This window comes from Ruegeria sp. CDSA141 (genome assembly GCF_059612005.1).
On the sequence record NZ_JBXWPT010000013.1, the window covers coordinates 44,000 to 70,449 of the forward strand.

Below are 26,450 nucleotides of genomic sequence, written 5' to 3' on the forward strand. Positions count from 1 at the left end.
TTTAGCGGGATCGCGCCAACATCGCCAAACGGATCATCGCGCGTTCCACCAGCGCCATGGCAGGGGCTGTTTGCCCGGCGGACCGCAGCGACAAATCCGTATCCGTCAGAACCGTCAGCGCGGTTTGCAGCTTGGCCGCCCCCCAACCCTGTGCCTGCCGCAGGATGCGGTCGCGCCGTTTGCCGTAAACCGGCGGACGCAGCTTGCCGATGCCCTGCGCGGCACCACCGGGATCGGACGCGCAGGCATAGAGTGTCCGAAAATGCCGCGTCGCCCCGATGCACAGTGTCACGCCGTTGGTGCCTTGCGCCTGCAACCTCCGAATCAGCGGCCCGATCTCACCCGCGCGGCCCTCGGCCACGACGTTGAGAACGTCATCCAGCGCCGCCTCGGTCGAGCGAGGAGCGCAGGCCTCGATATCTTCGACTGTCAAGTCAGAGCTGTCATCACGCTTGTAAAGTGACAGTTTTTCAATCGTTTGCGCGAAATCACCGGGGCTGAGGCTGACGGCCAACTCGCTGATTGCAGACATGACATCTCGGGGCACGTTTTTTATACCCGACTCGGCAAGAACCCGTTCCACTTCGGCGCGTGAGGGCGGGTCGTCATAAATACCAACCGCATAGGCGGCAGGGTGGCCTTCGAACGCCTTGCGGATTTTCGAGCTGGGTTTCAATTGCCCTGCGGTCACCATGATCTGGGCATCTCCGGGGGCCCAGTCTTCGAGCGCGGCCAGAATCGCAGGCGCTGCGGTTTCAGTTGCATCTTCCACGAAAACGGCACGTGGGCCGGGAAAGAAGCCGACCGCCTTGACTGCGTCCAGCAGCAGAGCGGGATCACCACGCAGATCGCCCCCCGGCAGACGGGTCAGACGCATTTCTTCTTCGGCTTCGGGGCCAAGCAGAGCGGCCAGCACCTGTTGCCGCTTGAGCGCAACCCGCATCGCATCCGCGCCATAGATAAGCAGCCCGGTCTTGTCCGCGTCCGGCTTGGCAAAATATCCGTCAGCCTCACGCGGGCTCAGCTTCATGCGGCCAGGTCCGGTGTGGCGTAAAGACGATTCATGATCTGACTCGACAGAATCACCATCAGTCGTTCCTTGGCATCGCGCTCATCCGCCAACGTGGAAACGGTCGACCCTGCGGCAGAATAAGACACAAAGTCCGCCACCGAGCCCGAGGCGATGATCTGACCGGTTGCGTTGGACCGCAGGGCATACTGCGCGCTTCCGTCGATGGTGTAGCGTTGCGTTTCGTTGGTTGTGGTGATTGCGGCGCCCCGTGTTACGGTCGAAACCTGAACATCCAGCTTGTAGTCGTTGACCGACCCGGCGCTTCGTCCCAGTTGCTGTTCCAGATTTTGGACCAGCAAATAGCTTTCCACGGTGTTGGGGGCGGACACTTCGACACGGCCGTACAAGGCCGAACCCGATCCACCAGGTGCATAGACAGGCTCAAAGCCGCAGGCGACCAGCGCCAGCGGCATCAGTAAAAAGGTTCTGCGATCAAACGACGACATTCACAATTCGGCCCGGAACTACGATCACTTTCTTCGGCGCGTTACCTTCCAGCGCCTTTTGGACAGCTTCGGTGCTGAGCGCGATTTTTTCAACCTCAGCTTTGTCCAGATCTTTGGCCACGCTGATTTCCGCGCGACGCTTGCCGTTGATCTGAATCGGCAAGGTGACGGTGTCATCGACTAGCATCGCCTCGTCGGCGACGGGCCATGGCGCAACGGCCACAAGGCCTTCGGCGCCCTGATGGGCCCAAATATCTTCCGCCAGATGTGGTGTCATCGGCGACATCAGCTGTGCCAGCGTTTTGATGGCCTGCTTTTGGGCCGCAGCACCTGCCTTGGATTTTGCCAGGGTGTTGGTGAAGGCATAAAGCTTGGCGATGGCTGCATTGAAGCCAAAGCTTTCAACACCCAATGTCACGTCGCGGATGGTTTTGTGCATCTCGCGCAGCAGATCCTCATCCCCTTCGCCCGTGGCGTTCGGGTCCATGGCACCGATCTTGTCACAGAGGTTCCAAACACGGTTGAGGTGCTTGTACGCGGCCTCAGCCCCCGCAGCGGTCCATTCCACATCCCGTTCGGGCGGCGAATCGGATAGAACGAACCAGCGGGCTGTGTCGGCACCGAAGGCCGAGATGATGCTGACCGGGTCGACCACGTTCTTCTTGGACTTTGACATTTTGGCCGATGGGATGATCTCGACCTCTGTACCGTCGGCCAGTTTACCGTCTGTGACCTCCTCGGGCAGGTGATAGACCGGGCGACCATTGGCGTCGCGGGTTTGGTAGATCTCATGCGTGACCATGCCTTGGGTGAACAGCGCGTCGAAGGGTTCGATGGCTTTGTCCGGCAAATGCCCGGTGATGTTCATCGCGCGTGCGAAGAACCGTGAATACAGCAGGTGCAGAATCGCGTGTTCGATACCGCCGATATACTGGTCGACATTCATCCAGTATTCCGCCTCGGCCAGATCAGTGGGGGTTTCGGCACGTGGAGCGGTGAAACGGGCGAAATACCATGACGAATCGACGAACGTGTCCATCGTGTCGGTCTCGCGCAGGGCGGGGGCACCACAATTCGGGCAAGCGCAGTCGCGCCACGTCGGGTGACGATCCAGCGGATTTCCCGGTTTGTCGAATGTGACATCGTCGGGCAGGCGAACAGGCAGGTTCTCTTTCTTTTCAGGGACCACACCACAGCCGTCGCAGTGAACGACAGGAATCGGACAACCCCAATAGCGCTGACGGCTCAAGCCCCAGTCACGCAGACGATACTTGGTTACTCCTTCGCCCCAACCGGCTTTTCCGGCAAAATCGACGGTGGCGTTGATCGCTTCTTCGCCGGTTGCTTCGGTCAGGCCCGCGAAATGGGTCACCCAGCGGACTTTTTCGGTCTTTGGCGGGACAAAGGCGATCTTGTCGACCGGCGTGTCGTCGTCCAGCGCAAAGAACGTATCGACCACGGGCAGATCGTATTTGCGGCAGAAATCAAGGTCGCGCTGGTCATGGGCCGGGCAGGCAAAAATCGCGCCGGTGCCATAATCCATCAAGATGAAATTGGCGATCCAGACCGGCAGTTCCCAGTTCGGGTCCAGCGGGTGCTTGACGCGGATACCGGTGTCAAAGCCCAGCTTTTCCGCGGTTTCGATGGCTTCTTCCGTGGTGCCGCCCTTGCGGCATTCCTCAACGAATTCAGCAACTTCTGGGTTTTCGGCCTCAAGCTGTTTGGCGATCGGATGATCGGGCGAGATCCCCACGAAGGACGCACCCAGCAGCGTGTCGGGGCGCGTTGTGTAGACGGTGATCGGTTCCCCACCATCCGTGCGCTCGAACCCGAATTGCAGGCCGCGCGACTTGCCGATCCAGTTTTCCTGCATCAGCCGAACCTTGGCGGGCCAGTTTTCCAGCGTGTCCAGAGCGTCCAGCAGTTCTTCGGAATAATCCGAGATTTTGAAGAACCACTGTGTCAGCTCGCGCCGTTCCACCAGCGCGCCCGAGCGCCATCCGCGCCCGTTCTCCACCTGTTCATTGGCCAAAACGGTCATGTCGACCGGATCCCAGTTCACCACGGCGTTCTTGCGGTAGACCAGCCCGGCCTCGAGCATGTCGAGGAACAGTGCCTGCTGCTGGCCATAATATTCCGGGTCACATGTGGCGAATTCACGGGACCAGTCGATCGACAGGCCCAGCGGCTTCATCTGGGCGCGCATGTCGGCGATATTGCCGTAAGTCCACTCTTTAGGGTGACCGCCAATCGCCATGGCAGCGTTTTCCGCCGGCATCCCGAACGCGTCCCAGCCCATTGGGTGCAGAACATTGTGCCCGGTGGCCAGCTTGTGCCGCGCGATGACGTCGCCCATCGTATAGTTGCGCACATGCCCCATATGGATTCGGCCGGACGGGTAGGGGAACATCTCAAGCACATAGTATTTCGGCTTGTCCGCCTTGTGGTTGGCGGCGAAGATTCCTGCCTTGTCCCAGGCCTCTTGCCATTTTGCTTCGATTTCGGTGGCCGAATAGCGCGACATTGTGCGGTCCTTCGTGAATGAAAACGCCGGGTAGGAACCCGGCGTGGTATTAGTGTGATTTTCGGCGGGTTGCTAGAACTTGTTGTCCTCGATGCGCAGCTGACGGGCGCGGGACAGAATCGCATCCTCCACGGCACGTGTTGTTGCCGCGCTTACCGGGGCGCCACCGCTGGATTGCAGGGCGACGGACAAAGACCGGGCTGCAAGCGCCGGATCGCTGACGTGTACGGTCGCCCTGTATGACCGGCCACCACCCGGAGGGGTGCCGTAACCTGTTACGATCACTCCTGTAAACGGATCGACCTCCTGCACAGGCAGGAAATTCAATATGTCCAGAGAAGCTGCCCACAGGTACCGGTTTACATTGGTGGTCTGCTCGGCCGTGCTGCGGTCAAAAATATCCCACAACGTTGAACGTTCGGGATCGTTCAATTCGCGTTCATCGGAGTTACCGCTGGCGGGGTTGGGGGAATATGTCGAAGTGGTTCGATTCTGCCCGCATGCCGCAATAGTGGTGGTCAGCATGATTAATCCCAAAATCGTAGGCAGGCGCATTGTCAGCAGGTCCTGTTTCACTTGTTGTGCAGTATTCAGGGCATACTCCTAGCCAAGGACCCTCGCTGCAACAAGCCTATTCTTCTGAAATGTAAGTGTATCACCTGCATCCGGGCGAAAAGGAACTGTGGCATCCTTGCACCAATCTGACCCCAATGACGTGACCGGGTTTATGCCAAGCTTGCGCAACAGGGGCAAAAAGAGCGAAACGGTGTCCGTGCTGAGACATATGCCTAGGCATGTGTCGAGTAGATAACTCTTTTGAATGAAACCGAGGGAAACAAGATGAAAAAAGTTCTCTTCGCATCGACGGCGCTGATCGCGACCGCAGGCGTTGCAGCAGCTGAAGTTAACTTCAGCGGTTATGGCCGTTTTGGTATTGGCTACACTGAAGATCGTAGCGAAACCACCATCGTTCGTGGGCCTGGCGCCGACGGCCTGAACGGGACAGCCGACGACGTTCTGGCAAGCTCGACCGCTCAAACCGACGACGTCATTCTGGTATCGCGCTTCCGTCTGAACATCGACGGCATCGCAGAAACCGATGGCGGCGTACGTTTTGAAGGCCGTGTTCGTTTGCAGGCCGACGAAGACGCCAGCAACGGTGAAGCAAACTCGGCCGGCCTGAACGGCGCACGCTTCTCGGTCATCTACGGTGGTCTGCGTGTTGACGCGGGCAACGTCGCAGGTTCGTTTGACAACCTGGCAAACTACTACGGCAACGAAGTAGGTCTGGAACTGTTCGCTGGTCAGTACTCGGGCGTTAACTATAACTTCCTGGCGTACTCGTCGACCGGTTCGGGTGCGAACGCTGTGTTCTTCCAGTACTCCGTAGGCGACTTCTCGTTTGGCGCATCTTATGACCAAGCACAGGCTACCGTTATCGGAGCTGGTGGTACAACTTCGACCACCGTTGACGCAGACCGCTGGGACATCAGCGCAACCTACACCTTCAACAACATCACTGCCGCTGTGGCCTATGGTCAGACCGACGCGGGTGTTGCCGGTGTAAGCGATCCGAGCCTGACCGTTCTGACCCTGGGTGGCGAATGGGGTGACTTCTCGGGTACTCTGTTTGTCGCGGACGACTCAACTGGGGTTGCAGCGACTGACGGTACTGCATGGGGTCTGTCGGCTGCCTACAACTTGGGCGCTGCAACCACCCTGCTGTTCACCTACGGTGACGGTAACGCCTCTGCTGACCTTCAGCAGGTTGCTATCGGTGCGATCTACGACTTGGGTGGCGGTGTATCGCTGCGCGGTGGTCTGGGTGTAAACGACTGTGACTCTTGCGCAGACTCGACTATGAAGGCTGACTTCGGTGCTCAGTTCAACTTCTAAGCTGATCTGAACCGTAAGGTTTAAGGGCGGGTCTTCTGACTCGCCCTTTTCTTTTGTGCTGACTTGGTGTTTTTCTGCGCCAAAGACAGATTGAGGGCCCCATGTCGTTGCAAGAGATCACCGCGCGTATCGCCAAAGCCGAAGCCAAAGCACAACGGCAGGCCGGTTCGGTAAAATTGATTGCCGTGTCCAAGGTGCAGCCCAACGAACGGGTTCAGGCTGTTCTTGAACAGGGGCACAGGTGTTTTGGTGAGAACCGGGTGCAGGAGGCGGCCAGCAAATGGCCCGCTTTCAAAGAGCAGTTTGATGCTGTCGATCTGCATCTCATCGGCCCTTTGCAGACCAACAAGGCCAGGCAGGCAATGGAACTGTGTAATGCGATCCATTCTGTCGATCGCCTCAAACTGGCCAAAACCCTGGCGCGGCTGGCGCAAGAGGTGGGATGCTGCCCCGACCTGTTCATTCAAGTCAATACGGGTGAAGAAGCGCAAAAAGCAGGCGTTCTTCCTGCGGACGCGGACGGGTTCATCGCGGAATGCCAGTCTTTGGACCTTCCGGTGCGTGGGTTGATGTGCATCCCGCCGGTCGATGAAGAACCCACACTTCATTTCGCGCTTTTGGCCAAAATTGCCGCACGCAACGGGCTTGGGGGGTTGTCGATGGGTATGAGTGGTGATTTCGAGCAGGCCATCGCATTGGGCGCGACCCATGTCCGCGTCGGATCGGCCATTTTCGGCGAGCGGGTCAAACCTCTGGGATAATCAGGCGCGTTCCAAGGGAAATTCGCCCTGCAATCCAGTGCAGATGGTCCCGACGGAAGGCAATGCAGCCTTCGGTCGGGTAACCGGGCCTGCGCCATTGGTGCAGAAAAATCGCCGATCCCTTGCCGGGAACCGCATTCGGCCAGTTCCAGTCTGTCAACAGGACCAGATCGTAAAGCGGATCGGCCCGGCGCAGTTTTTCATGACTGAACGCATAAGGGGCAGACACCATGTGATTGTAATGGGTGTCCTCTACGTCATCCGACCATAAGTCCATCGGCCCAATCGGGATCGCCCAGAAGTTGGGTGCGATCAGCCGATCAGGTCGGTAGAGCATTCCAACGATCCGATGGCATCCCGTAGGTGTCGCCCCATCGCCCTCGCGTTTCGTGTTGCTCAATCCGCCTTTGCCAATGGAACAGGCGAAAGTCCTGCCAAGAAAGCGAACGCCACGCGGGGAAAGCACAAGATCGTCTGGGATCACAGCAAGTGCCCGGATTTCGCGGCTTTCGTGGCCAAGTACCCCCGGTTATGCGCGGTTTCGCCCACTTTCAATGGTACACGTTCGGTTACGGCAATGCCTGCCCGCTCCATCATCGAGATCTTGGCGGGGTTGTTGGTGAGCAGGCGCACCGAATTGAAACCCAGAGATTTCAGGATATCCGATCCAAGTCGGAAATCGCGCTCATCATCTTCAAAGCCGAGCCTGTGGTTGGCTTCTACCGTATCAAAGCCCTGATCTTGAAGAAAATAGGCTCGCATCTTGTTGGCCAGCCCGATACCGCGCCCTTCTTGGTTCAGGTACAGAAGAACACCTGCCCCTTCGGCCCCCATTTGTGCCAGGGCGCCGCGCAATTGCGGACCGCAGTCGCATTTCAGGCTGCCCATCAGATCGCCCGTGAAACAGGCAGAATGCAACCGGGCCAGAACCGGCTTGTCCCGATCCGGGCGGCCTATTTCGACCGCGTAATGTTCTTCCCCGCCATCTTCGGGGCGGAAAACATGCAGGCGACCGGCCTCGGACACTTCCATCGGAAGGCGGGCGGCGACCACCTCATGCAAGGCGCTGCGGTCCGCCAGATGCGGCGCGGCGCGTGTGTGATCAATGCAGGTCAGGCCATGCGAAGCGGCCAAGGCCCGGCCGTCTTCAACCGGCACGACGACCGCAGCAGGAAGAATGCGAGCCGACTTGGCCAACGCAATTGCTATGCGGTGCAGATTAGCGTTACCGTGGCGCTCGGTCATCAGTGGCCCTTTCATCGGCGCGTTCAGATCGTCCGAGGGATCGGCAACCGCCTGCACCCATGTGATGTCTGCATCAGCGGGAATCGAAACCCGCGCGAGATCACCGTCATAGGCCCGCGCTTTAAGAGTTTCAGCCCGCCGCCCGGTAATGGCCACCACTGGTTCCCCGAGCTTTTTCAGATCAGCCAGGCGCTGTGGGCTGAGCGTTTCCGCAGAGATCGCCACAACGCTAAAGCCTCTGTCATCGGTCAGCACCACAGGAACGCCCATGCGCAGATCGGCCCGGGCCCTGGCCAGAAGTTCGGTGATATCGGGAATGAGACTCATCTATGTTACCCTATAACGCTGAGCCCTTCTCCTAGCTCTTTCGAAAGGAAATGTGAAACATTTCTGCCAACTCTGACACGAAGGCGTGAAACCGTTGCAGCAAATCTTGTTGATTGCATATTCCGCGCGCAAGTGATGGAAAAGCGTTTGGAGGACCGGGAAATGGCTCAACTCAAGAAAATCCTGTTGGTGGACGATGACGAGGATCTGCGCGAGGCGCTCAGCGAGCAACTTGTAATGACCGAGGATTTTGACGTTTTCGAAGCGTCAGACGGCCAGTCCGCAATGGAGCGCGCGCGCGAAGCGATCTATGATCTGGTCATTCTTGATGTTGGTCTGCCCGATACCGATGGGCGGGAACTGTGTCGCCTGATGCGCAAACAGGGTGTCAAAAGCCCGATCCTGATGCTGACCGGTCATGACAGCGATGCCGATACGATCCTTGGCCTGGACGCCGGCGCGAACGATTATGTCTCCAAACCATTCAAATTCCCGGTGTTGCTGGCCCGTATCCGCGCTCAGCTGCGGCAGCACGAACAATCCGAAGACGCGGTATTTGTGCTTGGCCCCTACACCTTTAAGCCAGCGATGAAGATGCTGATCACGGAAGAAGATCGCAAAATCCGTCTGACCGAAAAAGAAACCAACATCCTCAAGTTCCTGTACCGTTCGACCGATGGCGTCGTGGCGCGGGATGTGCTGTTGCACGAAGTGTGGGGTTATAATGCCGGGGTCACGACCCACACGCTGGAAACCCACATCTACCGTTTGCGTCAGAAGATCGAGCCCGATCCGTCCAATGCGCGCCTTTTGGTCACAGAATCGGGTGGATATAGGCTCGTGTCTTAACTGGTTGTGGATTGATGTGGATCAAAGTGATACTCTGTACTCATAATTAGGTTACTCCCAACCCGTGCATGCCCGGGTTATGACATGTACCTCCCTGTTGGACTGCCGGGCCGAATGGCCCGGCTTTTTTTCGTTGCTGAGGGAAGGTTTCCACACAAGTCAGACAGCCGCATTGACCGATATTTGACCAATGATGGAGGTGAGCTCTGCGGCGGTTTACCCTTCCGCTGGGGCAACGGCGCGCAGGTAAAGGTGCCACGTGGTGTGGCCAAGGATCGGAAGGGTAAAGATCAGCCCCAGAAACGCCGGAACCAGCGACAACAGCATGGTAACCGAGATGATCGCCGCCCAGCCAAGCATGACCACCGGGCTTTCCGATACGACGCGCAAAGAGGTCAACATGGCGGAAATGAAGTTGGTCTCTCGGTCGAGCAGCAAAGGCATGGCGACGACTGTCACCGAAAACAGTACGGCCGACAGGAATGCGCCGACACAGGTGCCTACGGCAAGGAATATCCAACCCTGCGGTGTGAAGAATACGGCGTTCAAAAACCCGTCGAAATCCGAAAAGGATGCGTTCTGGAGGATGATCGCCAGCCAAAGCCGAACCTGGTAAATCCATACCCAGAAAATGAAAAGAGTGACAAAGGCCATCCAGCCCATTTCACGTTTGCGTTGATTGGCCATAACGGTCAGGATTGCAGACCAGCCAAAGCTTTCACCTTTCTGCAAACGGCGCGACATTTCATAAAGCCCGGCGGCGGCAAAAGGTGCGATCAGCGGAAAGCCTACAATGGCAGGGATAATCATCCAGATCTGGCCAAGCCAGATCAGGGCCCAAACCAACAGAATTCCGAAAACCGCAAAGAAAAGGCCGAAGAAACCGCTCATGACAGGACGGGCCAGAAAGTCGGAAAACCCTGCCTTCAGTGACGCTGTGATATCATCTACAGTGACCCTGTTGACCTTGGGCATGGCCTGCTGCTGTGGCGTCAGGTTTTCCGGCGGCGTGGAACCTGCGGATTCGGATGCCATGACACACTCCTCCCAAAGCATAGTGCCGGGCCGGTCTGTTCGCGAACAGACCCAGCGGTGAAACAGACATTCCTAACTCGCGCACAAGTCTGCATCAGGCGAGGTATCAGGGCAAGGGAAAGCGCGACGGCGAAGCTCGTTGACCTGCCGACGGATAGTCCAGGCATGAAGCTGCCTTTTCTCGTGGCAACTGGCTTTGTGCCGCGCTAACCTGCGCCAATTGCGACAAAGGAATCCCCGACATGCCTTTCACCCTTGCCACATGGAACATCAATTCTGTTCGCCTGCGTGAGCCTATCGTGCTGAAATTGCTGCAGGAAGAAGCCCCAGATGTATTGTGCCTGCAAGAATGTAAATCACCGGTTGAGAAGATCCCGACCGAAGGTTTTGCCGAACTGGGTTACACGCACATGATTGCGCGAGGGCAAAAAGGGTACAACGGTGTCGCCATCCTGTCGCGCCTGCCGATGGAAGAGGTTGGCGATCAGGATTTCGCAGGCCTCGGGCATGCCCGCCACATTGCCGGGCGGTTGGAAAACGGTGTCACCATTCATAACTTCTATGTTCCGGCGGGCGGCGATGTGCCGGACCGGGACGTGAATGAGAAATTCGGCCAAAAGCTCGACTACCTCACCGATATGCGCGATTGGTTCCGTGCGGAAAAGCCGGCTAAATCCATCCTTGTCGGCGACCTGAACATCGCCCCGCGTGAGGATGACGTTTGGTCACATAAACAACTGCTGAAGGTCGTCTCGCACACGCCCATCGAGGTCGAGCATCTGGCCGAGACACAGGAAGCAGGCGGCTGGGTCGATATCACCCGTCAGGATATTCAAGAAGGACAGCTTTACAGCTGGTGGTCCTATCGCGCCCGGGATTGGGATGCGGCAGACAAGGGGCGTCGGCTGGATCATATCTGGGCTACGGCCGATATCTCGAACGCGGGCCATTCCAGCCGTATCCTGAGGGATGCCCGTGGGTGGGAAAAACCCAGCGATCACGCTCCGGTCTTTGCCAGTTTCGACGTCTGATCCGCAACTCAGCCCTTGGTTTCCGCGGCCAGCGACTGCATATAGGGCGCAAATTCGAACGAAAGAGTGATTGCCATGGACCTTCTGAACGGCGGAGACGCCCCAGCAACCGATCTGATCAAAGACGGGACCGAGGCCACTTTCATGGCCGATGTGGTCGAAACCTCGCAGGAAACACCTGTGATCGTCGATTTCTGGGCGCCTTGGTGTGGCCCGTGCAAAACCCTTGGCCCGATGCTGGAAGAGGCTGTGACAGCCGCGAAAGGCGCGGTGAAGATGGTCAAGATCAATGTGGATGAGGCGCAGACAATTGCTGCGCAAATGCGCATCCAGTCGATTCCGACCGTCTATGCCTTTTTCAAGGGCCAGCCGGTGGACGGGTTTCAAGGCGCGTTGCCGGGATCCGAGATCAAGGCCTTCGTGGACCGTGTGATCGAAGCCGCAGGTGGTGAAAGCCCGGGCGGCCAGTTGGAGGATGCCGTGCAGGCTGCCGAGGAAATGCTTGCCGAAGGTGCGGCTGCGGACGCGGCTCAGACTTTTGCCGCAATTCTGGGTGAAGATCCAAACCACGCCGCGGCTTATGGTGGGCTGGTGCGGGCGCATATCGCCACCGGTGATCTGGAGCAGGCAGAGGCGATCCTGAACGGCGCTCCGGCCGAGATTTCTACTTCGGCCGAGCTGGAGGCCGCACATGCGCAACTGGAACTTGCCAAGCAGGCGGCAGATGCCGGCCCCGTCGCCGAGCTGATGGCAGCTGTCGAGGCTGATCCGGACAACCATCAGGCGCGCTTTGATCTGGCGCAGGCGCTGCACGCGAACGGCGATGTGGAAGAAGCCGTGGCACAATTGCTGGAACTGTTCCGCCGGGATCGTGAATGGAATGAGGGCGCGGCCAAGACCCAGCTTTTCACGATCTTCGATGCGCTCAAGGCCAATGACCCAATTGTTCTGAACGGACGCCGCAAACTCAGCTCGATGATATTTGCCTAATCTTCGATCAGAGCTAGAATTGGGAACATGATGCATCCAGCCGACCTGCCGGATACAGTATCCGTTTTTCCATTGCCCGGGGCACTGCTGCTGCCCCGCTCGCGCTTGCCGCTGCACATATTCGAGCCGCGCTATCTTCAAATGCTGGACGATGCGCTGAAAACCAAGGAACGGTTGATCGCGATGGTTCAACCCAACCCCTCGATCAGTGATGAAGACAAGCTGCACCGTATCGGATGCGCAGGGCGGGTGACGCAGTTTTCGGAAACGGAAGATGGCCGCTACCTGATCACGTTGACCGGTGTATCCCGGTTCAGGGTCCTGTCAGAGCTGGACGCTTTCACGCCCTACCGGCGGTGCGCAGTCTCGTGGGACGGGTTCGACCGTGACCTCGGCAAGGTTGAGAAAGACAACGAGTTCGACCGCGCAAAGTTCCTGAACTTGCTGGAGCGTTTCTTTTCATCCCGCCAATTGTCCACCGATTGGGACTCGCTCAAGGACGCCGAGGATGAGCTTTTGGTGAATTCTCTGTCGATGCTTTTGGATTTCGACCCCGAGGACAAGCAGGCCCTGCTGGAGGCCCCCCGCCTTCGCACCCGGCGCGAGACTTTGGTGACACTGATTGAATTCGCCATGCGTGGCGGATCGAGTGAGGAAAAACTTCAATGACAGACCCTGAACACGCCTTTGATCGCCACATGCTCGAGGCAATGATCTGCCCGCAAACGCATACGACGCTGCACTATGACGCCGAAAAGCGAGAGCTTGTTTCAAAGGCCGCCGGTTTGGCTTTTCCGATCCGTAACGGTATTCCGGTCATGCTGGTCGATGAGGCCCGGCAGCTGGATTAAATCGAGCGCCCCTGCAACAGCTTGGGCAAATCGCCTGTCAGCCCGGCAGCTTCGCGAACGAAACCGCGACGCAGTCCGGGCAAAGTGCCGACAACTCCCATGCCAATGTCACGTCCAAGGCGCAGCAACGGATTGTCGTTTGAAAACATCTTGTTGAAGACATCCGTCGCCATCGCCAGCGAGGCCGTGTCGAAACGGCGCCATTCCTGATAGCGCTCCAGAACGATAAGCGAGCTGATATCCTCGCCGCGCCGTCCCGCCAAAGTCAGAACTTCAGCCAGGGCGCCGACATCGCGCAGGCCGGCATTCAGGCCCTGACCGGCAATGGGGTGCATTCCGTGCGCGGCATCCCCAACCAACGCCATGCGATCACTGATGAAGGAATTGGCGATGGTCAGGTTCAGCGGGTAAGTGAAACGATCACCCGCCAGACTGATTTTGCCTAGAAAATCGCCAAATCGCGGGCGCAGCACTTGCACGTAATCACCCTCGGGCAGGGCGTTGATGTGCTGTGCGGTTTCGGTGCGTTCGCTCCAGACGATGGAACTGCGATTGCCAGTCAACGGCAGAATCGCCAGCGGACCGGGTGGCATGAAAAACTGATGCGCAATGCCATTATGTGGCAGCTCATGTTCGATGGCGCAGACCAATGCCGTCTGGCCATAATCCCAACCGGTGCGTTTGATGCCGGCCCGTGACGCGGTTCCGCTGCGGCGACCATCACACCCAATCAGCAGGCTGCCGCCCAAGGTTGTGCCGTCGTCCAACGTCACGGTCACTTTGGCAGTGTCGGCCTGTTGCGAAACGACGGATTTACCGCTTACTTGGGTAATGCGCGGCTCTTCGGCCATCGCGTCCAGAAAAGCACGGCGCAGGTGACGATCCTCGACCATATACCCCATCGGGCCTTCTTCGATCTCGGCATGGTCGAAATGCATAAAAAAAGGTGATGGTCCTGTTTCGGCATGACCATCTGTAACCTTGATTTCCAGCATTGGTTGGGCGTGTTGCGCGACGCGGCCCCAGACGCCGATGGCATCCAACAACCGCTGTGAGGCCAGAGCCAGCGCATAGGCACGCCCGTCGAATGCCGCGTTCTTGCGCACCTTTTCGACCAGCGCATCGATCACCGTGACCGAGTGACCGGTTTGTGCCAGTGCCAGCGCCAAAGCAGGGCCGTTCAACCCGCCGCCCACGATCAGAATGTCAGAAGCCTGTGTCATGCCCTGCAATATGCGCGCTCTTTCGGGATTGTCCATGTGCAGTCCTGTCGCTACCGTCACCCAAAGCCGAAAAATCAGGAGGGGTAAGATGCAGGACTGGTTGACCATGACCGCGTGTGATTTGGGCCGTGGCATTGGCATGGGCCAGATCGATCCGGTCGAACTGACGGAAACCTACCTGTCCGCTATTGACGTTCATCCGCATCGGGACCGCATCTATGCCCGCGTCACCCATGACCGTGCCCGGGCTGAGGCTGAAGCCGCCCAGCAGCGTGCCAATCTGGGATTGCGACGGTCGTTGCTGGACGGGGTCCCGATCAGTTGGAAAGACCTGTTCGACACCGCCGGTACCGTGACCGAGGCCGGTTCGGCTCTGTTGAAGGATCGCGTACCGGATGCGGATGCGCTGGTGCTGCGCAACGCGACTCAGATGGGAACGGTTTGTCTGGGCAAGACGCATATGAGCGAGCTTGCCTTTTCCGGTCTCGGGTTGAACCCGATCACCGAAACCCCGCCTTGCATTCATGACGAGGCAGCAGTGCCCGGGGGGTCGTCTTCAGGGGCGGCGGCCTCGGTCGCCTGGGGGTTGGCGGCGTGTGGCATCGGGTCGGACACGGGCGGCTCGGTGCGTATCCCGGCGGCTTGGAATGATCTGGTGGGGCTGAAAACCACTGCAGGGCGGCTCAGCCTGGAAGGTGTGGTACCGCTTTGCCTGCGGTTTGACACGGTTGGACCTGTGGCGCGTTCGGTCGAGGATGCCGCGCATGTGCTGGCTTTGCTCGAGGGGGGAACGCCTGCCGATCTGCGCGGAGCTTCGCTGAAAGGACGCCGTTTTGCCGATTTGCAGAACATCGCCAAGGACGACCTGCGCGACACGCCGCGCAAAGCGTATGACGAAGCCGTTGCCAAACTTGCGGACGCGGGTGCTGAGATCGTGCCGTTGGAAGTGCCCGAGTTGAACGAAGCCATGACGTTGACCAGCATCGTATACACGACTGAGGCCTATGGGCTGTGGCGCGATGTCATCGAAGCCAATCCCGAAGCGATGTATCCCGAGATTCTCGAACGATTCCGCATCGGCATGGGATATTCGGGCCCCGATTATGTGGCCGCCTGGGCCAAGCTCAAGGCGTGTCGCAGCGCGTGGGACGCAGCAACCGCGGCGTTTGATGCGGTTCTGGCGCCGACGGCTCCGATTTTGCCACCCAATCTGGACCGCTTGCTCAGCGATCACGACTACTACGTGACCGAGAATCTGCTGGCCCTGCGCAACACGCGTATTGGAAATCTGATGGGGCTTGCGGCGCTGAGCCTGCCCACCGGAACCCCCGGTTGCGGGTTGATGATGCTGGGCTATCCAGGGTCGGAAGAGGCGTTGTTGCGGCTTGGTTCGGCAGCGGAATCGGTGCTGGCCTGAATGCCACAATCCCCTGATTCGGAACCTCTTTGTCTGGACGAAGAGGCCCACGGACTGTAATCTGCTAAAAAAACGGGGCACCAATGACCCCGATGTTGAGGCAGTATTATGGATTTCCCCGAGCGGTTTTCGAACCTACCGGCTTATGCATTCCCGCGTCTGCGCGCTCTGTTGGATCGTCACCAGCCGGGCGGTGATGTCGTTCATATGACCATTGGTGCGCCTACCCATGACTTTCCGGCTTGGGTGACGGATGTCATCATGGAAAACGCCGCCGGGTTCCAAGGATATCCCCCGAACGAAGGCTCGGATGACCTGCGCAGTGCGATCACGGGCTGGATCAAGCGGCGATATGGGGTTCAGATGGACCCTGATGCCAACGTGATGGCGTTGAACGGTACACGCGAGGGCCTATACAACGCCGCCATGGCTTTGTGCCCGGAACAGAAGAATGGTGAGCAGCCGATCATCCTGTGCCCGAATCCGTTTTATCAGGTCTACATGGTCGCCTCGCTGTCAGTTGGCGCGCAGCCATACTTCGTGCCAGCCACCGCCGCGACGGGCCATCTGCCAGATTATGCTGGCCTGCCTGAGGACGTGCTGAACCGTACTGCCGTGGCCTATATCTGTTCACCGGCCAATCCTCAGGGGGCCGTTGCCTCGCGCGATTATTGGACCGAACTGATCCGTCTGGCCGAGCAGTACGATTTCCGCATTTTTGCGGATGAGTGTTATTCCGAGATTTACCGGGAAGAAGCGCCGACAGGGGTTCTGACTGTAGCGCAGGACCTGGGCGCGGACCCTGAGCGGATCACGCTTTTCAACTCGCTGTCCAAACGCTCGAACCTGGCGGGGTTGCGCTCGGGTCTAATCGCGGGCGGCACTGAGACGATCAAACAGGTCAAGCAATTGCGCACATATGCCGGATCGCCGCTGCCACTGCCGTTACAGGCAGCCGCTGCCCGGGTGTGGGCAGATGAGACTCATGTCGAACAAAACCGCGCGCTGTACCAGGAAAAATACGCCATTGCGGATGAAGTGTTTGCTGGCGTGCAGGGATACATGTCACCAGAGGCAGGGTTCTTTCTGTGGCTGCCGGTCGAGAATGGCGAAGACACTGCATTGAAGGTCTGGAAGGAAACCGGCGTTCGGGTCCTGCCGGGCGCATATCTTTCCCAAGGCGATCCGGGACAAAACCCGGGCACAGGCTTTATCCGGGTTGCGTTGGTGGCCCCAAAAACAGAGTTGCAGCGTGGTCTGATCACACTCCGCGACTGCATCTATTCGTGAGGTACGAGGGCAAAATGGCATCATATAACGCGCGCAACCGCGATCCATTGCTGGACAGCACAACGCAGGCAGCCTTGGAGCGACGTAGCAAGGAGTTGATTGGCATCGCCCTGATCCTGTTGGGTTTGGCAGCGGCCGCGATGATCTGGTCCTACACACCCGATGATCCCAACTGGATGGTGTCGACCGACGCGCCGGTGCAAAACTGGATGGGGCGGATTGGTGCCTCGATCGCTGCACCCTTGTTTATGATCGTCGGCTGGGGAAGCTGGGGCATCGCGTTGATTCTGATCGGATGGGGTCTTCGGTTTGCCGGCCATTTTGGGGAAGACCGTGCCATTGCGCGTCTGATCTTTGCGCCGATCTGGATCGCTGTTGTGTCGGTGTATGCCGCGACGCTGGTCCCGGATGCCGATTGGCGTGCCACTCACAGTTATGGTCTGGGCGGATTGTTTGGCGATACCGTCATGGGCGCGTTGCTGACCTTGCTGCCGATTTCGTCACATTTTCTGGTGAAGCTGATGTCTCTGGCCATGGCGGTCGGGATGATCGCGCTGGGCATATTTGTTTTGGGCTTCACCAAAACTGATGTGAAAAAGGGATTCCGAGCCTTCTTGCTGGGTCTCGTTATGGCATACGACATGCTGATGACCCTGATGGGGCGTGGTGCGGCCTCGGCTGCGCAGGCTGCGCGAGATCGCCGGGCGCAGTGGGAAGAGCGCAAACTTGCGCGTGGCGCGGCGGCCGAGGCCCTGTTTGAAGACGATCTGGCTTATGCCGATCCAACCTTTGAAGAGCCCGAGCTGGAAAGCCCGGAACCTGCGGTAAAAGGCGGCCTGCTGTCGCGAATGCCGTCGCTTATCCGCCGCCCTGACCCTATGCCCGAACCTGAGCTGGTCGATCCGGAGCCCATCATGGGTTTTGACGAGATGCCAGGTAAAGATCGCATCCGGTCGAAAATCTCGGCAGCTGTGCGCAATCGCAAAGTGGCCACCGGTGAGGTGACGCCCGAACCCGATCCGAACCTTCCACTGACCAAAGGACGTGGCCGCCGCCCCGGCCCGTTGATCCTGAACACAAGCCAGCCGGATGGCCTGCCGATGAAACCGCCGGTGACAGCCACGGGTCTGCCGCCCGAACCACCCGTAACAGCGGATGACATGTCAGAATGGCAGGAGTCCGAGCCGGTCGAATACGCGCCCGAGCCAGTGCAGAACCACTATGCGCCCGGACCGGACGCGGACGATGACCCGGTATTCGAGGATGTAGAAAAAGCTGTTTTGCAACCACGCCCGGCGATGAAAATCCCGGTGGTCGAACCGCGTAAGCCTGTGGTTGCGCAACCGGTACGCCGCACACCGCAACCGTCACGCCGTGCACAGGCCGAAGCGCAGCCTGCATTATCCTTTGAAGAGCGGCACTCCGACTTCGAACTGCCACCTCTGGGCCTCTTGTCGAACCCGTCCAGCATTCAGCGCCACCATCTGAGCGATGAAGCCTTGGAAGAAAACGCGCGGATGCTGGAAAATGTTCTGGATGATTACGGCGTCAAGGGCGAGATCGTCAGCGTTCGCCCCGGCCCGGTTGTCACCATGTACGAGCTGGAGCCTGCTCCGGGTCTGAAGGCAAGCCGTGTGATCGGCCTGGCCGACGACATCGCACGCTCAATGTCGGCGCTGTCGGCGCGGGTTTCGACCCTGCCGGGGCGTTCGGTGATCGGTATCGAACTGCCGAACGAGAATCGCGAAATGGTGGTTCTGCGCGAAATCCTCGCCAGCCGTGACTTTGGCGATGGCAACCAGGCGCTGCCCCTGGCGTTGGGCAAGGATATCGGCGGCGAATCCGTTGTAGCGAACCTGGCGAAGATGCCGCACTTGCTGATAGCGGGCACCACCGGGTCAGGTAAATCGGTGGCAATCAACACGATGATCCTGTCACTGCTGTACAAGTTGACGCCGGATGAATGTCGTCTGATCATGATCGATCCCAAGATGCTGGAACTGTCTGTGTATGATGGCATCCCGCATCTGCTCTCACCCGTTGTGACCGATCCGAAAAAGGCGGTCGTTGCCCTGAAATGGGTCGTGGGCGAAATGGAGGATCGCTATCGCAAGATGTCCAAAATGGGCGTTCGCAACATCGCGGGCTACAATGGCCGTGTGAAGGACGCTTTGGCCAAGGGTGAAATGTTCAGCCGCACGGTGCAGACCGGGTTTGACGATGAAACCGGCGAACCGACGTTCGAAACCGAAGAGTTCGCGCCCGAGGCGATGCCCTATATCGTCGTCATCGTCGATGAGATGGCAGATCTGATGATGGTTGCAGGTAAAGAGATCGAAGCCTGTATCCAGCGTCTGGCGCAAATGGCGCGGGCCTCGGGCATTCACCTGATCATGGCCACACAGCGTCCATCGGTCGACGTGATCACCGGTACGATCAAGGCAAACTTCCCAACGCGGATTTCGTTCCAGGTGACGTCGAAAGTCGACAGCCGCACCATTCTGGGTGAAATGGGGGCCGAACAGCTGCTGGGACAGGGTGACATGCTTTACATGGCCGGAGGCGCCAAAATCACCCGCTGCCACGGTCCGTTTGTGTCGGACGAAGAGGTCGAGGAAATCGTCAACCACCTGAAGCAGTTCGGTCCGCCGGATTACGTCAGCACGGTGCTGGATGGTCCGGCCGAAGATAAGGCTGATAATATCGATGCCGTTCTGGGGCTGAACACAGGTGGCAATACGAACGGAGAGGATGCGCTCTACGATCAGGCGGTGGCGATCGTGATCAAGGATCGCAAATGCTCGACCTCGTACATTCAGCGAAAACTTGCCATCGGCTACAACAAAGCTGCGCGGCTTGTTGAGCAAATGGAAGACGAAGGCGTTGTTTCGTCAGCAAATCATGTCGGGAAACGCGAAATCCTCGTCCCCGAACAGTAAGATATTTAATAACAAGGGCAGAAGGCCTATCTGTACGGCATGAAACAGATTGCTTTTGCCCTTGCTTTGACACTGGCCGCACCCGCCGCATGGGCGGCGGACAAACTGCCGCTTTCGCAGATTTCCAATTACCTGAACGGGTTGAAGACGGTTCAGACGACATTCACGCAGGTGAATGATGATGGCTCATTGAGCACCGGAAAGCTGTGGATGCAGCGACCTGGAAAGATGCGGTTTGAATATGACCCCCCCAACAGTGCAGTGGTTCTGGCGCGTTCGGGGAGTGTTCAGATCTTTGATCCGAAATCGAACCAGCCGCCCGAGCAATACCCGCTTAAACGCACGCCCCTGTCCATCGTGCTGGCGCGCAACGTGAACCTGAGCCAGGCGAATATGGTCATGGGTCACAGCTTTGATGGGACGGCCACGGTTGTCACCGCGCAGGACCCCAAAAACCCCGAAGCGGGCCGGATCGAACTGATGTTCACGGACAATCCGGTCGAGCTGCGAAAATGGGTGATCCACGACAATGCCGGCAGCCAGACAACGGTATTGCTGGGCGCCCTGAATGAAGGCGGTCGCCTTGATCAGAAGCTGTTCTCGGACAAAAAGAGAAGCGGGTCAGGCAATCGCTGACCCGCTTGTATGTATCATTACCGGCAGTTCGCCAACTGTGCCTGATATAGCTGCGCGCGTGCGTCCACGTCATTGGCAACGTTCAATAACCAGGATTTGTTGTTGTAGCTGCCACGCGCGTAGCCTGTATGGCCTTCATGATAGGCCAGGTATTGATTGCGCGTGTCGCTGGGATGGATGCCGTTACGCTCGTAGCTTTTGTTCATGTACCAGCCGATAAAGTCCGAGGCGTCGCGGATGCGATCCCGCTTAGCCCGGCGTTTTCCGGTTTCGCGCTGGTATTGCTCCCACGTACCATCAAGCGCCTGACCATAGCCATAAGCGCTGCTTTGACGGCCCATCGGGATCACGCCCAGAACATATCTGTGCGGCGTGCGCGCGTCATGCTTGTACCGGCTTTCCTGATAGATGGTCGCCATCTGAACGTGAACCGGAACGCCCCATTTGCGCTCGGTATTCTTGAAGGCCTTGATAAAGTCGGGTTTTTCACGCGCAATACTGCACGCGTCGTTCAATCTGCTGGGCGGCTGTTTGGAGCCGCCCCCACAGGATGCCAGAAGCAGCACCCCTAGGAGTACGAAAAGAATTCTGCTCATGTGCCTCGTGCCTTTTTTTGGTATTCTAGCGCAGATTGAGCGCTGAGGAAATCACAATCGCTATAAAATGATTGCCAGAATAGCCGGTAACGCCGCTACGGACAGCACAGTGGACACCATGACCATGCCGGCGACGGCATCGGAATCGGCGCCAAACCGTTCGGCCAACAGGTAAGAGGTCACGGCAACCGGTGTACAAATCTGAAGAACCAGAACGCCAAATGCGATTGTATCCAGATCAAACCATCCTCCGATCCCCCATCCCAGCGCAAAGCACACCGCCAGCTTCAGCGCCGACAGCCACAGCGCCTGCCCCAGACTTCGCGAGGTCAGGCGGGCGATTGCCACACCCAACGTGACCAGCATCAGCGGGACGGCCATTTGCCCAAGAAGCTCAAGCGTGTTGGTCAGAAATGTCGGCGTCTGCCACCCCTGCGACAGAAATACGGCGCCAAGGATCGTCGCCCAGGCCATTGGTTGGCGCGCGACCTGTCCCCACGCACCTTTCCCGGCGACCAGATAAATCCCATAGGTGAAAGAAAACAATGCGGTGACTGACAGAAAGATGACTGCATACCCCAGGCCGACCTGGCCAAAGGCAAAGATACATAGCGGCAGGCCGAGATTGCCGGTATTGCCGAAAATCAAAGGCGACAGATACGTTCGCGGGTCCAGTTTCAATCCTCGAACGATCAGCCAGAACAACACTGCCAGCAGCAGATTTGCAACCAGGGTCGCCATTGTGAAGCGCGACAGATCATTGCCCGGGATTTCAGTTTGCATGAGGGCAACAAAAATCAGGCTGGGCATTGCCAGCATCGTTGCAAAGCGGGTGACGAATTGCAGGCGGTATTCAAACCCCAGCTTGACCCAGGTAAAACCAACAGCCGCCAAGAGAAAAACCGGCGACACGATTTCGAACACTGTCAGTATAAGGTTCACAGACTGTTTCCCTGATTTTCACATCAATGGTTGGCTTTTCGGCCCGGAAGCGGGTAAAAAAACGTTGGGGGCTGAAACAATGCTAAAGACACGTGCAAAATACGGCTTGGGCCAGGTGGTTCGTCATAAGAAACATCCTTTTCGAGGGGTGATTTTTGACGTGGATCCCGAGTTTTCGAATACCGAAGAATGGTATCAGGCCATTCCGGAAGACAGCCGCCCAAGGAAAGAGCAGCCGTTCTATCACCTGCTGGCCGAGAACGATCAATCCTTCTATGTTGCTTATGTTTCAGAACAAAATCTGGTTGCCGACTATTCCGGCGAACCGGTAGAGCACCCGGATATCCCCAATATGTTCGGTCCATTCGAAGACGGTTCATATCCTTTGCATTTTCACCTGAACTAGGTGAACCGAACGGGTGGCCACAGGGCCGCCACTGATCAGTATCCAAGGGCACAGCCATCCTTACGTGGGTCGCTGGCGCCTTCCAAAATACCGTCGTTTCGGATTCGGATCGCTTGCGCTCCGCCAAGTGGCGTTTCCGGTACTTCAATATTGTGGCCGATATCGGACAATTGTTTCGCGACCTCCTCGGGATACCCACGTTCCAGTTTCAGAACCGATCCGTCGAAAAAGGCGCGCGGCGTATCGATGCTTTCCTGCAACCCGAACCCGAAGTCAGTGAGGTTTGAAACGAAGCGCGCGTGTCCGGTTGGCTGATAGGCCCCGCCCATGACGCCAAAAGGCATCGCAACACGACCGTTCTCGGTCAGCATTCCCGGAATTATCGTGTGCATCGGGCGCTTACCGCCTCCCAGCTCGTTGGGGTGGCCGGGTTGCAATGTGAATCCGGCCCCGCGGTTTTGCAGCAATATACCGTACTTTTCTGATGCGATACCGGATCCAAAGCTGTGGAAGATAGAATAGATCAGTGAAACAGCCATCTGATCGCGGTCGACGACAGTGATGTACACGGTGTCCCTGTGGATGGCTTCAGTCAAAGGCGCCGCTGCGGGCATTGCATTGTTGGGATCGATGAGAGCCGCAAGTCTGGCGGCTACGTCAGGGTCAAGGAAGCGCTCTGTTCTGACCACATGGTCCGGGTCTGCGATGAACCGGTTGCGCGCGTCATATGCCAGTTTGGTCGCTTCTGCTTCGATATGAACCCTATCTGCGCCGACCGGGTCCATACTGGCCAGATCGAAGTGTTTCAGGATGTTCAGAAGCAAAATTGCGGTTGCACCTTGACCATTCGGTGGATGTTCCACCAGATCAACGCCGTTATAGCTTCCGCGCATCGGCTCTGTTTCCGTGCATTTCGTGTTTAGAAAATCGTCGGTGGTGTGGACGCCGCCCATAGCTGAAAGTGCTGCGATCATGTCGTTGGCGATATCGCCAGAGTAGAACGCATCACGCCCATGACTGACGATCTGACGCAGAACTTCAGCTTGTCCCGGCGCGCGAAAGACCTGCCCGGTTGTCGGGATCTGCCCATTGATCAAATAATGATCGCGCGCAGCTCCTTGCAGGGTTGCCGCCCCGGATTGCCAGTCGAAAGCGACCCTGGGTGCAACCGCAACGCCCTGTTCGGCATAGTGAATCGCAGGGCGCAGGATCGCCTCCAGCCCCAAACGCCCTTCGCTTTCCGCCAGGCGGCAGAAGGCATCCACGGCTCCGGGAATGGTCACGGCATCCGGACCGTCCAAAGGTATGAATGGCAGGCCTCGGTCTCGCAACATCTGTGATTGCGCGGCAGCCGGTGCGCGGCCCGATCCATTAAGTGCGCGTATCTTGTTTTCGCCAGCGCGATTGAACAGAACGAAACAATCACCACCCAATCCGGTCATCTGTGGTTCGCAAATTCCAAGAAGAACAGCCCCGGCGATCGCGGCATCCATCGCATTGCCGCCTTGGCCCAGGATATCGATGGCCACCTTGGCCGCCAGCGGATGCGATGTCGCGCACATGCCTTGCGTGGCAAAAACTTCGGATCGGCCGGGACTGTGCAGATCACGCATGGCGAATTCTCTCTCTCTTTGGAACAAGGGAAAGCTATTCACTCATCAGCGATTGTCCAGCGATTTCAGGAGAGAATTTCCTCGGCGCCATTCACTGGGTGGGGGCTGTGATATGCGGCGCCGAGGGAAGCTATCTGAGCTACGAGTCACTGTATGGCGGTTGTTTGCGGCGCGACAATGTTTCGAAAATGACCTTATTGTGACCAATTGTGGTCGGTCATCCATTGGGTTCAAAGTCAAATCGCAGGGAAAGCCGATTGCATCCACTGCGCCGCTCGTACCGGATATCGCTGGTGAGACGATGTATCAGGAACCAGCCGAACCCGCCTTCGGGAAGCTCCTGGAGGTCGGATCCAAGTGGAGCAGGGGTGCCATCTGGAGGTCGGTATCCAGGCAGCGGCCGACCCGTATCCGAGATCAAGATGTCCAGAAGATCCCTGTCCAGTCGACAGGTAACCTGAACCTTGGCAGGGGCAACGCCATTATACGCGTGCTCCACGACGTTGTTGATGGCCTCAGCCAACGCAATCTTCACATCACCGGCTTTGTGGGGCGGCAATCCCCGCTCCGCCAGACCGACGCTGAGCTTTGCAATGCCCGCACTGGCTTCGGATTCGGTTGCAGGGAACGTCAGTTCCAGACAGGTCTTGTTTTCAATCGGCTCCACGCCATCTATCCCCTGCCGCCGTCAGGCGTCCGTCTCTGACAACGCGTCATCCAGTGTTTCAAAAAGCCTGAAAACCGTATCCATGCGTGTCAGGCGGAAGACTTTTTCGACCACTGGCTGCAATCCGGCTAGATCAAGCCTCCGATCTTTCCCCAGCTGTTTCATTGAGGCAACGATTGCACCCAGGCCGCTGGAGTCAATGAACTCGACGTCGGACAGATCCAGAACAACGCGATGAGCGCTGTCCTCGGTATTGGCGCGCATGTCTTCTTTGAACTGAATGGCCATTGCAGCATCGATCCGGTCGGCATGAACGGTGATGATCTGAGTTTCGCCGGTTGTCTTGCTGGTCAGCCCCATGATCCCGCCGCCTTCCAAACTGAAAATGAGTCGTAGAAATACGCTAGACGGCAATTCTTACCATTCGGTATTCAAGAGCCGGAAAGCAGGAGGAAAACCCGGATGAGAGACGTTGTTATAGCAGGGGCCGCCCGCACACCGATGGGCGGATTCCAGGGCATGTTTGAAGGTGTTGCTGCGGCTGACCTCGGGGGAGAAGCAATCCGCGCGGCATTGCAGCAGGCGAGGGTGCAGTCAGTTGACGAAGTGCTGATGGGTTGCGTTTTGCCTGCGGGACAAGGCCAGGCACCTGCCCGGCAGGCCGGATTCGCGGCGGGGCTGGGCGAAGAGGTTCCCGCCACCACGCTGAACAAAATGTGTGGTTCGGGGATGAAGGCCGCAATGATGTCCTTTGACCAAATTGCCTTGGGCCATGCAGATACGATGGTCGCGGGCGGCATGGAAAGCATGACCAACGCGCCGTATCTTCTTCCCAAGATGCGCGGCGGTGCCCGCATTGGCCACGGTCAGGTGGTTGATCACATGTTCCTTGACGGCCTTGAAGATGCCTATGACAAAGGCCGTCTGATGGGGACTTTCGCCGAAGATTGTGCCGAGGCGTACCAGTTCACCCGTGAAGCACAGGATGAATATGCGCTGCAATCTCTGTCCAACGCGCTGTCTGCGCAGGAAAGTGGTGCATTCGATCAGGAAATCGCGCCTGTTACGGTCCGGACGCGCAAGGGTGAAATTCTGCTGGAGTCAGATGAGCAGCCAAAATCTGCCCGACCCGAGAAGATCCCGACGCTGAAGCCTGCGTTCCGCAAGGACGGTACGGTGACAGCTGCCAACTCGTCTTCAATTTCAGACGGCGCGGCGGCGCTGGTTCTTGCGTCGGCAGAAGCCGCCGAAGCGCAGGGCATAACGGTTCGGGCCCGGATTTTGGGTCATGCGAGTCATGCTCAGGCCCCCGGCCTTTTCACGACGGCTCCGGTCCCGGCGGCGCAGAAGCTCTTGTCGCGCATAGGTTGGGGCAAGGATGACGTCGACCTGTGGGAAGTGAACGAGGCCTTCGCGGTTGTCCCGATGGCTTTCATGCACGAGATGAACCTTCCGCGTGACAAGGTGAATGTGAATGGCGGCGCCTGTGCCCTGGGTCACCCTATCGGTGCCTCTGGTGCCCGCATCATCGTTACTTTGTTGAATGCGCTGGAAAAACGAAACCTAAAGCGGGGTGTCGCGGCGATCTGCATTGGCGGAGGTGAAGGCACGGCCATTGCCATTGAACGCGTTTGACCCTGCTTCATTTTCCAAATACTCCGAAGGTTCGGGGGCAGTGCTCCCGGCCATCCGAA

26 protein-coding genes are annotated in these 26,450 nt (G+C 58.0%); 13 read left to right on the forward strand and 13 right to left on the reverse strand.

The window, feature by feature from the left end; translation table 11 throughout:
• Position 1 precedes the first annotated feature (1 nt).
• From holA to AC2FLP_RS16785, 4 genes are all read right to left on the reverse strand, one after another.
• Positions 2-1,030 (reverse strand): DNA polymerase III subunit delta, encoded by a 1,029-nt coding sequence (holA, locus tag AC2FLP_RS16770; protein ID WP_496685062.1) that lies wholly within the window; start codon positions 1,028-1,030, stop codon positions 2-4.
• On the reverse strand, positions 1,027-1,518 hold the full coding sequence (gene lptE, locus AC2FLP_RS16775) for an LPS assembly lipoprotein LptE (RefSeq protein WP_299643929.1): 492 nt from the start codon (positions 1,516-1,518) through the stop codon (positions 1,027-1,029). The genes holA and lptE overlap by 4 nt, the downstream gene beginning before the upstream one ends.
• On the reverse strand, positions 1,505-4,042 hold the full coding sequence (gene leuS, locus AC2FLP_RS16780) for a leucine--tRNA ligase (RefSeq protein ID WP_496685063.1): 2,538 nt from the start codon (positions 4,040-4,042) through the stop codon (positions 1,505-1,507). The genes lptE and leuS overlap by 14 nt, the downstream gene beginning before the upstream one ends.
• Positions 4,043-4,114: 72 nt before the next feature.
• Positions 4,115-4,597 (reverse strand): DUF3576 domain-containing protein, encoded by a 483-nt coding sequence (locus AC2FLP_RS16785; protein WP_117872955.1) that lies wholly within the window; start codon positions 4,595-4,597, stop codon positions 4,115-4,117.
• Between the two features lie 285 nt (positions 4,598-4,882).
• Between AC2FLP_RS16785 and AC2FLP_RS16790 the strand changes: the two genes are divergently transcribed.
• Positions 4,883-5,938 (forward strand): porin, encoded by a 1,056-nt coding sequence (locus tag AC2FLP_RS16790; protein ID WP_117872956.1) that lies wholly within the window; start codon positions 4,883-4,885, stop codon positions 5,936-5,938.
• 101 nt (positions 5,939-6,039) lie between these two features.
• Positions 6,040-6,699 (forward strand): YggS family pyridoxal phosphate-dependent enzyme, encoded by a 660-nt coding sequence (locus AC2FLP_RS16795; protein ID WP_299900965.1) that lies wholly within the window; start codon positions 6,040-6,042, stop codon positions 6,697-6,699.
• Here AC2FLP_RS16795 and AC2FLP_RS16800 read toward each other — a convergent pair.
• Both AC2FLP_RS16800 and ribA read right to left on the reverse strand, forming a co-directional pair.
• On the reverse strand, positions 6,683-7,183 hold the full coding sequence (locus tag AC2FLP_RS16800) for a L,D-transpeptidase family protein (RefSeq protein WP_299900962.1): 501 nt from the start codon (positions 7,181-7,183) through the stop codon (positions 6,683-6,685). The two genes, AC2FLP_RS16795 and AC2FLP_RS16800, sit on opposite strands and share 17 nt — an antisense overlap.
• Complete coding sequence (gene ribA, locus AC2FLP_RS16805) at positions 7,180-8,271, reverse strand: GTP cyclohydrolase II (RefSeq protein WP_299900959.1); 1,092 nt, start codon at positions 8,269-8,271, stop codon at positions 7,180-7,182. The genes AC2FLP_RS16800 and ribA overlap by 4 nt, the downstream gene beginning before the upstream one ends.
• Positions 8,272-8,433: 162 nt before the next feature.
• Here ribA and AC2FLP_RS16810 point away from each other — a divergent pair, with 162 nt between their 5' ends.
• Positions 8,434-9,120, forward strand: coding sequence for a response regulator transcription factor (locus tag AC2FLP_RS16810; protein ID WP_117872957.1), 687 nt, complete (start codon positions 8,434-8,436; stop codon positions 9,118-9,120).
• Between the two features lie 216 nt (positions 9,121-9,336).
• Here the strand turns inward: AC2FLP_RS16810 and AC2FLP_RS16815 are convergent, their stop codons facing one another.
• Positions 9,337-10,155: a DUF2189 domain-containing protein gene (locus AC2FLP_RS16815; RefSeq protein WP_496685066.1), complete on the reverse strand. Its 819-nt coding sequence runs from the start codon at positions 10,153-10,155 to the stop codon at positions 9,337-9,339.
• Positions 10,156-10,397: 242 nt separating this feature from the next.
• On the opposite strand from AC2FLP_RS16815, the gene AC2FLP_RS16820 reads away from it, so the two are divergent.
• The 4 genes from AC2FLP_RS16820 (at position 10,398) to AC2FLP_RS16835 (ending at position 13,027) form a co-directional block, all read left to right on the forward strand.
• Positions 10,398-11,186, forward strand: a complete 789-nt coding sequence (locus tag AC2FLP_RS16820) for an exodeoxyribonuclease III (RefSeq protein ID WP_299900953.1) — start codon at positions 10,398-10,400, stop codon at positions 11,184-11,186.
• 75 nt (positions 11,187-11,261) lie between these two features.
• Positions 11,262-12,176, forward strand: coding sequence for a thioredoxin (trxA, locus tag AC2FLP_RS16825; protein WP_299900950.1), 915 nt, complete (start codon positions 11,262-11,264; stop codon positions 12,174-12,176).
• Positions 12,177-12,203: 27 nt separating this feature from the next.
• On the forward strand, positions 12,204-12,845 hold the full coding sequence (locus AC2FLP_RS16830) for an LON peptidase substrate-binding domain-containing protein (protein ID WP_299900947.1): 642 nt from the start codon (positions 12,204-12,206) through the stop codon (positions 12,843-12,845).
• Complete coding sequence (locus AC2FLP_RS16835; protein ID WP_171119907.1) at positions 12,842-13,027, forward strand: Trm112 family protein; 186 nt, start codon at positions 12,842-12,844, stop codon at positions 13,025-13,027. Before AC2FLP_RS16830 ends, AC2FLP_RS16835 begins: the two co-directional genes overlap by 4 nt.
• On the opposite strand, the gene AC2FLP_RS16840 is transcribed toward AC2FLP_RS16835, so the two are convergent.
• Positions 13,024-14,286: an FAD-dependent monooxygenase gene (locus tag AC2FLP_RS16840; protein ID WP_496685069.1), complete on the reverse strand. Its 1,263-nt coding sequence runs from the start codon at positions 14,284-14,286 to the stop codon at positions 13,024-13,026. The genes AC2FLP_RS16835 and AC2FLP_RS16840 overlap by 4 nt on opposite strands.
• A gap of 52 nt (positions 14,287-14,338) precedes the next feature.
• Here AC2FLP_RS16840 and AC2FLP_RS16845 point away from each other — a divergent pair, with 52 nt between their 5' ends.
• From AC2FLP_RS16845 to AC2FLP_RS16860, 4 genes are all read left to right on the forward strand, one after another.
• Positions 14,339-15,667 (forward strand): amidase, encoded by a 1,329-nt coding sequence (locus AC2FLP_RS16845; protein ID WP_496685070.1) that lies wholly within the window; start codon positions 14,339-14,341, stop codon positions 15,665-15,667.
• 108 nt (positions 15,668-15,775) lie between these two features.
• The gene (locus AC2FLP_RS16850) at positions 15,776-16,957 is read left to right on the forward strand and encodes an aminotransferase class I/II-fold pyridoxal phosphate-dependent enzyme (protein WP_299900930.1); all 1,182 of its coding nucleotides are present in this window, start codon (positions 15,776-15,778) and stop codon (positions 16,955-16,957) included.
• A 14-nt stretch (positions 16,958-16,971) separates the two neighbouring features.
• Positions 16,972-19,896 (forward strand): DNA translocase FtsK, encoded by a 2,925-nt coding sequence (locus AC2FLP_RS16855; RefSeq protein WP_496685072.1) that lies wholly within the window; start codon positions 16,972-16,974, stop codon positions 19,894-19,896.
• A gap of 39 nt (positions 19,897-19,935) precedes the next feature.
• Positions 19,936-20,532 carry a LolA family protein gene (locus AC2FLP_RS16860; RefSeq protein WP_117872054.1) on the forward strand — a complete coding sequence of 199 codons (597 nt, stop codon included), beginning with the start codon at positions 19,936-19,938 and terminating at the stop codon, positions 20,530-20,532.
• A 17-nt stretch (positions 20,533-20,549) separates the two neighbouring features.
• Here the strand turns inward: AC2FLP_RS16860 and AC2FLP_RS16865 are convergent, their stop codons facing one another.
• Positions 20,550-21,128: a transglycosylase SLT domain-containing protein gene (locus AC2FLP_RS16865; protein ID WP_117872056.1), complete on the reverse strand. Its 579-nt coding sequence runs from the start codon at positions 21,126-21,128 to the stop codon at positions 20,550-20,552.
• A gap of 60 nt (positions 21,129-21,188) precedes the next feature.
• Positions 21,189-22,070, reverse strand: coding sequence for an AEC family transporter (locus tag AC2FLP_RS16870; protein WP_117872059.1), 882 nt, complete (start codon positions 22,068-22,070; stop codon positions 21,189-21,191).
• 79 nt (positions 22,071-22,149) lie between these two features.
• On the opposite strand from AC2FLP_RS16870, the gene hspQ reads away from it, so the two are divergent.
• Positions 22,150-22,476 carry a heat shock protein HspQ gene (hspQ, locus tag AC2FLP_RS16875; RefSeq protein ID WP_117872061.1) on the forward strand — a complete coding sequence of 109 codons (327 nt, stop codon included), beginning with the start codon at positions 22,150-22,152 and terminating at the stop codon, positions 22,474-22,476.
• Between the two features lie 35 nt (positions 22,477-22,511).
• On the opposite strand, the gene ggt is transcribed toward hspQ, so the two are convergent.
• The 3 genes from ggt to AC2FLP_RS16890 form a co-directional block, all read right to left on the reverse strand.
• On the reverse strand, positions 22,512-24,089 hold the full coding sequence (gene ggt / locus AC2FLP_RS16880; protein WP_496685075.1) for a gamma-glutamyltransferase: 1,578 nt from the start codon (positions 24,087-24,089) through the stop codon (positions 22,512-22,514).
• Between the two features lie 217 nt (positions 24,090-24,306).
• Positions 24,307-24,756, reverse strand: coding sequence for an ATP-binding protein (locus AC2FLP_RS16885; RefSeq protein WP_117872065.1), 450 nt, complete (start codon positions 24,754-24,756; stop codon positions 24,307-24,309).
• A gap of 21 nt (positions 24,757-24,777) precedes the next feature.
• A complete protein-coding gene (locus AC2FLP_RS16890) occupies positions 24,778-25,116 on the reverse strand; it encodes an STAS domain-containing protein (RefSeq protein ID WP_117872067.1) in 339 nt (112 codons plus the stop codon).
• Positions 25,117-25,218: 102 nt separating this feature from the next.
• On the opposite strand from AC2FLP_RS16890, the gene AC2FLP_RS16895 reads away from it, so the two are divergent.
• On the forward strand, positions 25,219-26,391 hold the full coding sequence (locus AC2FLP_RS16895; protein WP_117872070.1) for a thiolase family protein: 1,173 nt from the start codon (positions 25,219-25,221) through the stop codon (positions 26,389-26,391).
• The last annotated feature ends 59 nt before the right edge of the window (positions 26,392-26,450 follow it).

What these genes read in the sequence shown, in the direction of transcription:
- AC2FLP_RS16815 (WP_496685066.1), bottom strand. Translation starts at nt 10,155, where the DNA reads ATGGCATCCGAATCCGCAGGTTCCACGCCGCCGGAAAACCTGACGCCA.
- ribA (WP_299900959.1), bottom strand. Translation starts at nt 8,271, where the DNA reads ATGAGTCTCATTCCCGATATCACCGAACTTCTGGCCAGGGCCCGGGCC.
- AC2FLP_RS16795 (WP_299900965.1), top strand. Translation starts at nt 6,040, where the DNA reads ATGTCGTTGCAAGAGATCACCGCGCGTATCGCCAAAGCCGAAGCCAAA.
- hspQ (WP_117872061.1), top strand. Translation starts at nt 22,150, where the DNA reads ATGCTAAAGACACGTGCAAAATACGGCTTGGGCCAGGTGGTTCGTCAT.
- AC2FLP_RS16840 (WP_496685069.1), bottom strand. Translation starts at nt 14,286, where the DNA reads ATGGACAATCCCGAAAGAGCGCGCATATTGCAGGGCATGACACAGGCT.
- AC2FLP_RS16810 (WP_117872957.1), top strand. Translation starts at nt 8,434, where the DNA reads ATGGCTCAACTCAAGAAAATCCTGTTGGTGGACGATGACGAGGATCTG.
- AC2FLP_RS16820 (WP_299900953.1), top strand. Translation starts at nt 10,398, where the DNA reads ATGCCTTTCACCCTTGCCACATGGAACATCAATTCTGTTCGCCTGCGT.
- AC2FLP_RS16895 (WP_117872070.1), top strand. Translation starts at nt 25,219, where the DNA reads ATGAGAGACGTTGTTATAGCAGGGGCCGCCCGCACACCGATGGGCGGA.
- AC2FLP_RS16785 (WP_117872955.1), bottom strand. Translation starts at nt 4,597, where the DNA reads ATGCGCCTGCCTACGATTTTGGGATTAATCATGCTGACCACCACTATT.
- holA (WP_496685062.1), bottom strand. Translation starts at nt 1,030, where the DNA reads ATGAAGCTGAGCCCGCGTGAGGCTGACGGATATTTTGCCAAGCCGGAC.
- trxA (WP_299900950.1), top strand. Translation starts at nt 11,262, where the DNA reads ATGGACCTTCTGAACGGCGGAGACGCCCCAGCAACCGATCTGATCAAA.
- AC2FLP_RS16835 (WP_171119907.1), top strand. Translation starts at nt 12,842, where the DNA reads ATGACAGACCCTGAACACGCCTTTGATCGCCACATGCTCGAGGCAATG.
- AC2FLP_RS16790 (WP_117872956.1), top strand. Translation starts at nt 4,883, where the DNA reads ATGAAAAAAGTTCTCTTCGCATCGACGGCGCTGATCGCGACCGCAGGC.
- AC2FLP_RS16850 (WP_299900930.1), top strand. Translation starts at nt 15,776, where the DNA reads ATGGATTTCCCCGAGCGGTTTTCGAACCTACCGGCTTATGCATTCCCG.
- AC2FLP_RS16865 (WP_117872056.1), bottom strand. Translation starts at nt 21,128, where the DNA reads ATGAGCAGAATTCTTTTCGTACTCCTAGGGGTGCTGCTTCTGGCATCC.
- AC2FLP_RS16890 (WP_117872067.1), bottom strand. Translation starts at nt 25,116, where the DNA reads ATGGGGCTGACCAGCAAGACAACCGGCGAAACTCAGATCATCACCGTT.
- AC2FLP_RS16830 (WP_299900947.1), top strand. Translation starts at nt 12,204, where the DNA reads ATGATGCATCCAGCCGACCTGCCGGATACAGTATCCGTTTTTCCATTG.
- AC2FLP_RS16860 (WP_117872054.1), top strand. Translation starts at nt 19,936, where the DNA reads ATGAAACAGATTGCTTTTGCCCTTGCTTTGACACTGGCCGCACCCGCC.
- AC2FLP_RS16845 (WP_496685070.1), top strand. Translation starts at nt 14,339, where the DNA reads ATGCAGGACTGGTTGACCATGACCGCGTGTGATTTGGGCCGTGGCATT.
- ggt (WP_496685075.1), bottom strand. Translation starts at nt 24,089, where the DNA reads ATGCGTGATCTGCACAGTCCCGGCCGATCCGAAGTTTTTGCCACGCAA.
- lptE (WP_299643929.1), bottom strand. Translation starts at nt 1,518, where the DNA reads ATGTCGTCGTTTGATCGCAGAACCTTTTTACTGATGCCGCTGGCGCTG.
- leuS (WP_496685063.1), bottom strand. Translation starts at nt 4,042, where the DNA reads ATGTCGCGCTATTCGGCCACCGAAATCGAAGCAAAATGGCAAGAGGCC.
- AC2FLP_RS16855 (WP_496685072.1), top strand. Translation starts at nt 16,972, where the DNA reads ATGGCATCATATAACGCGCGCAACCGCGATCCATTGCTGGACAGCACA.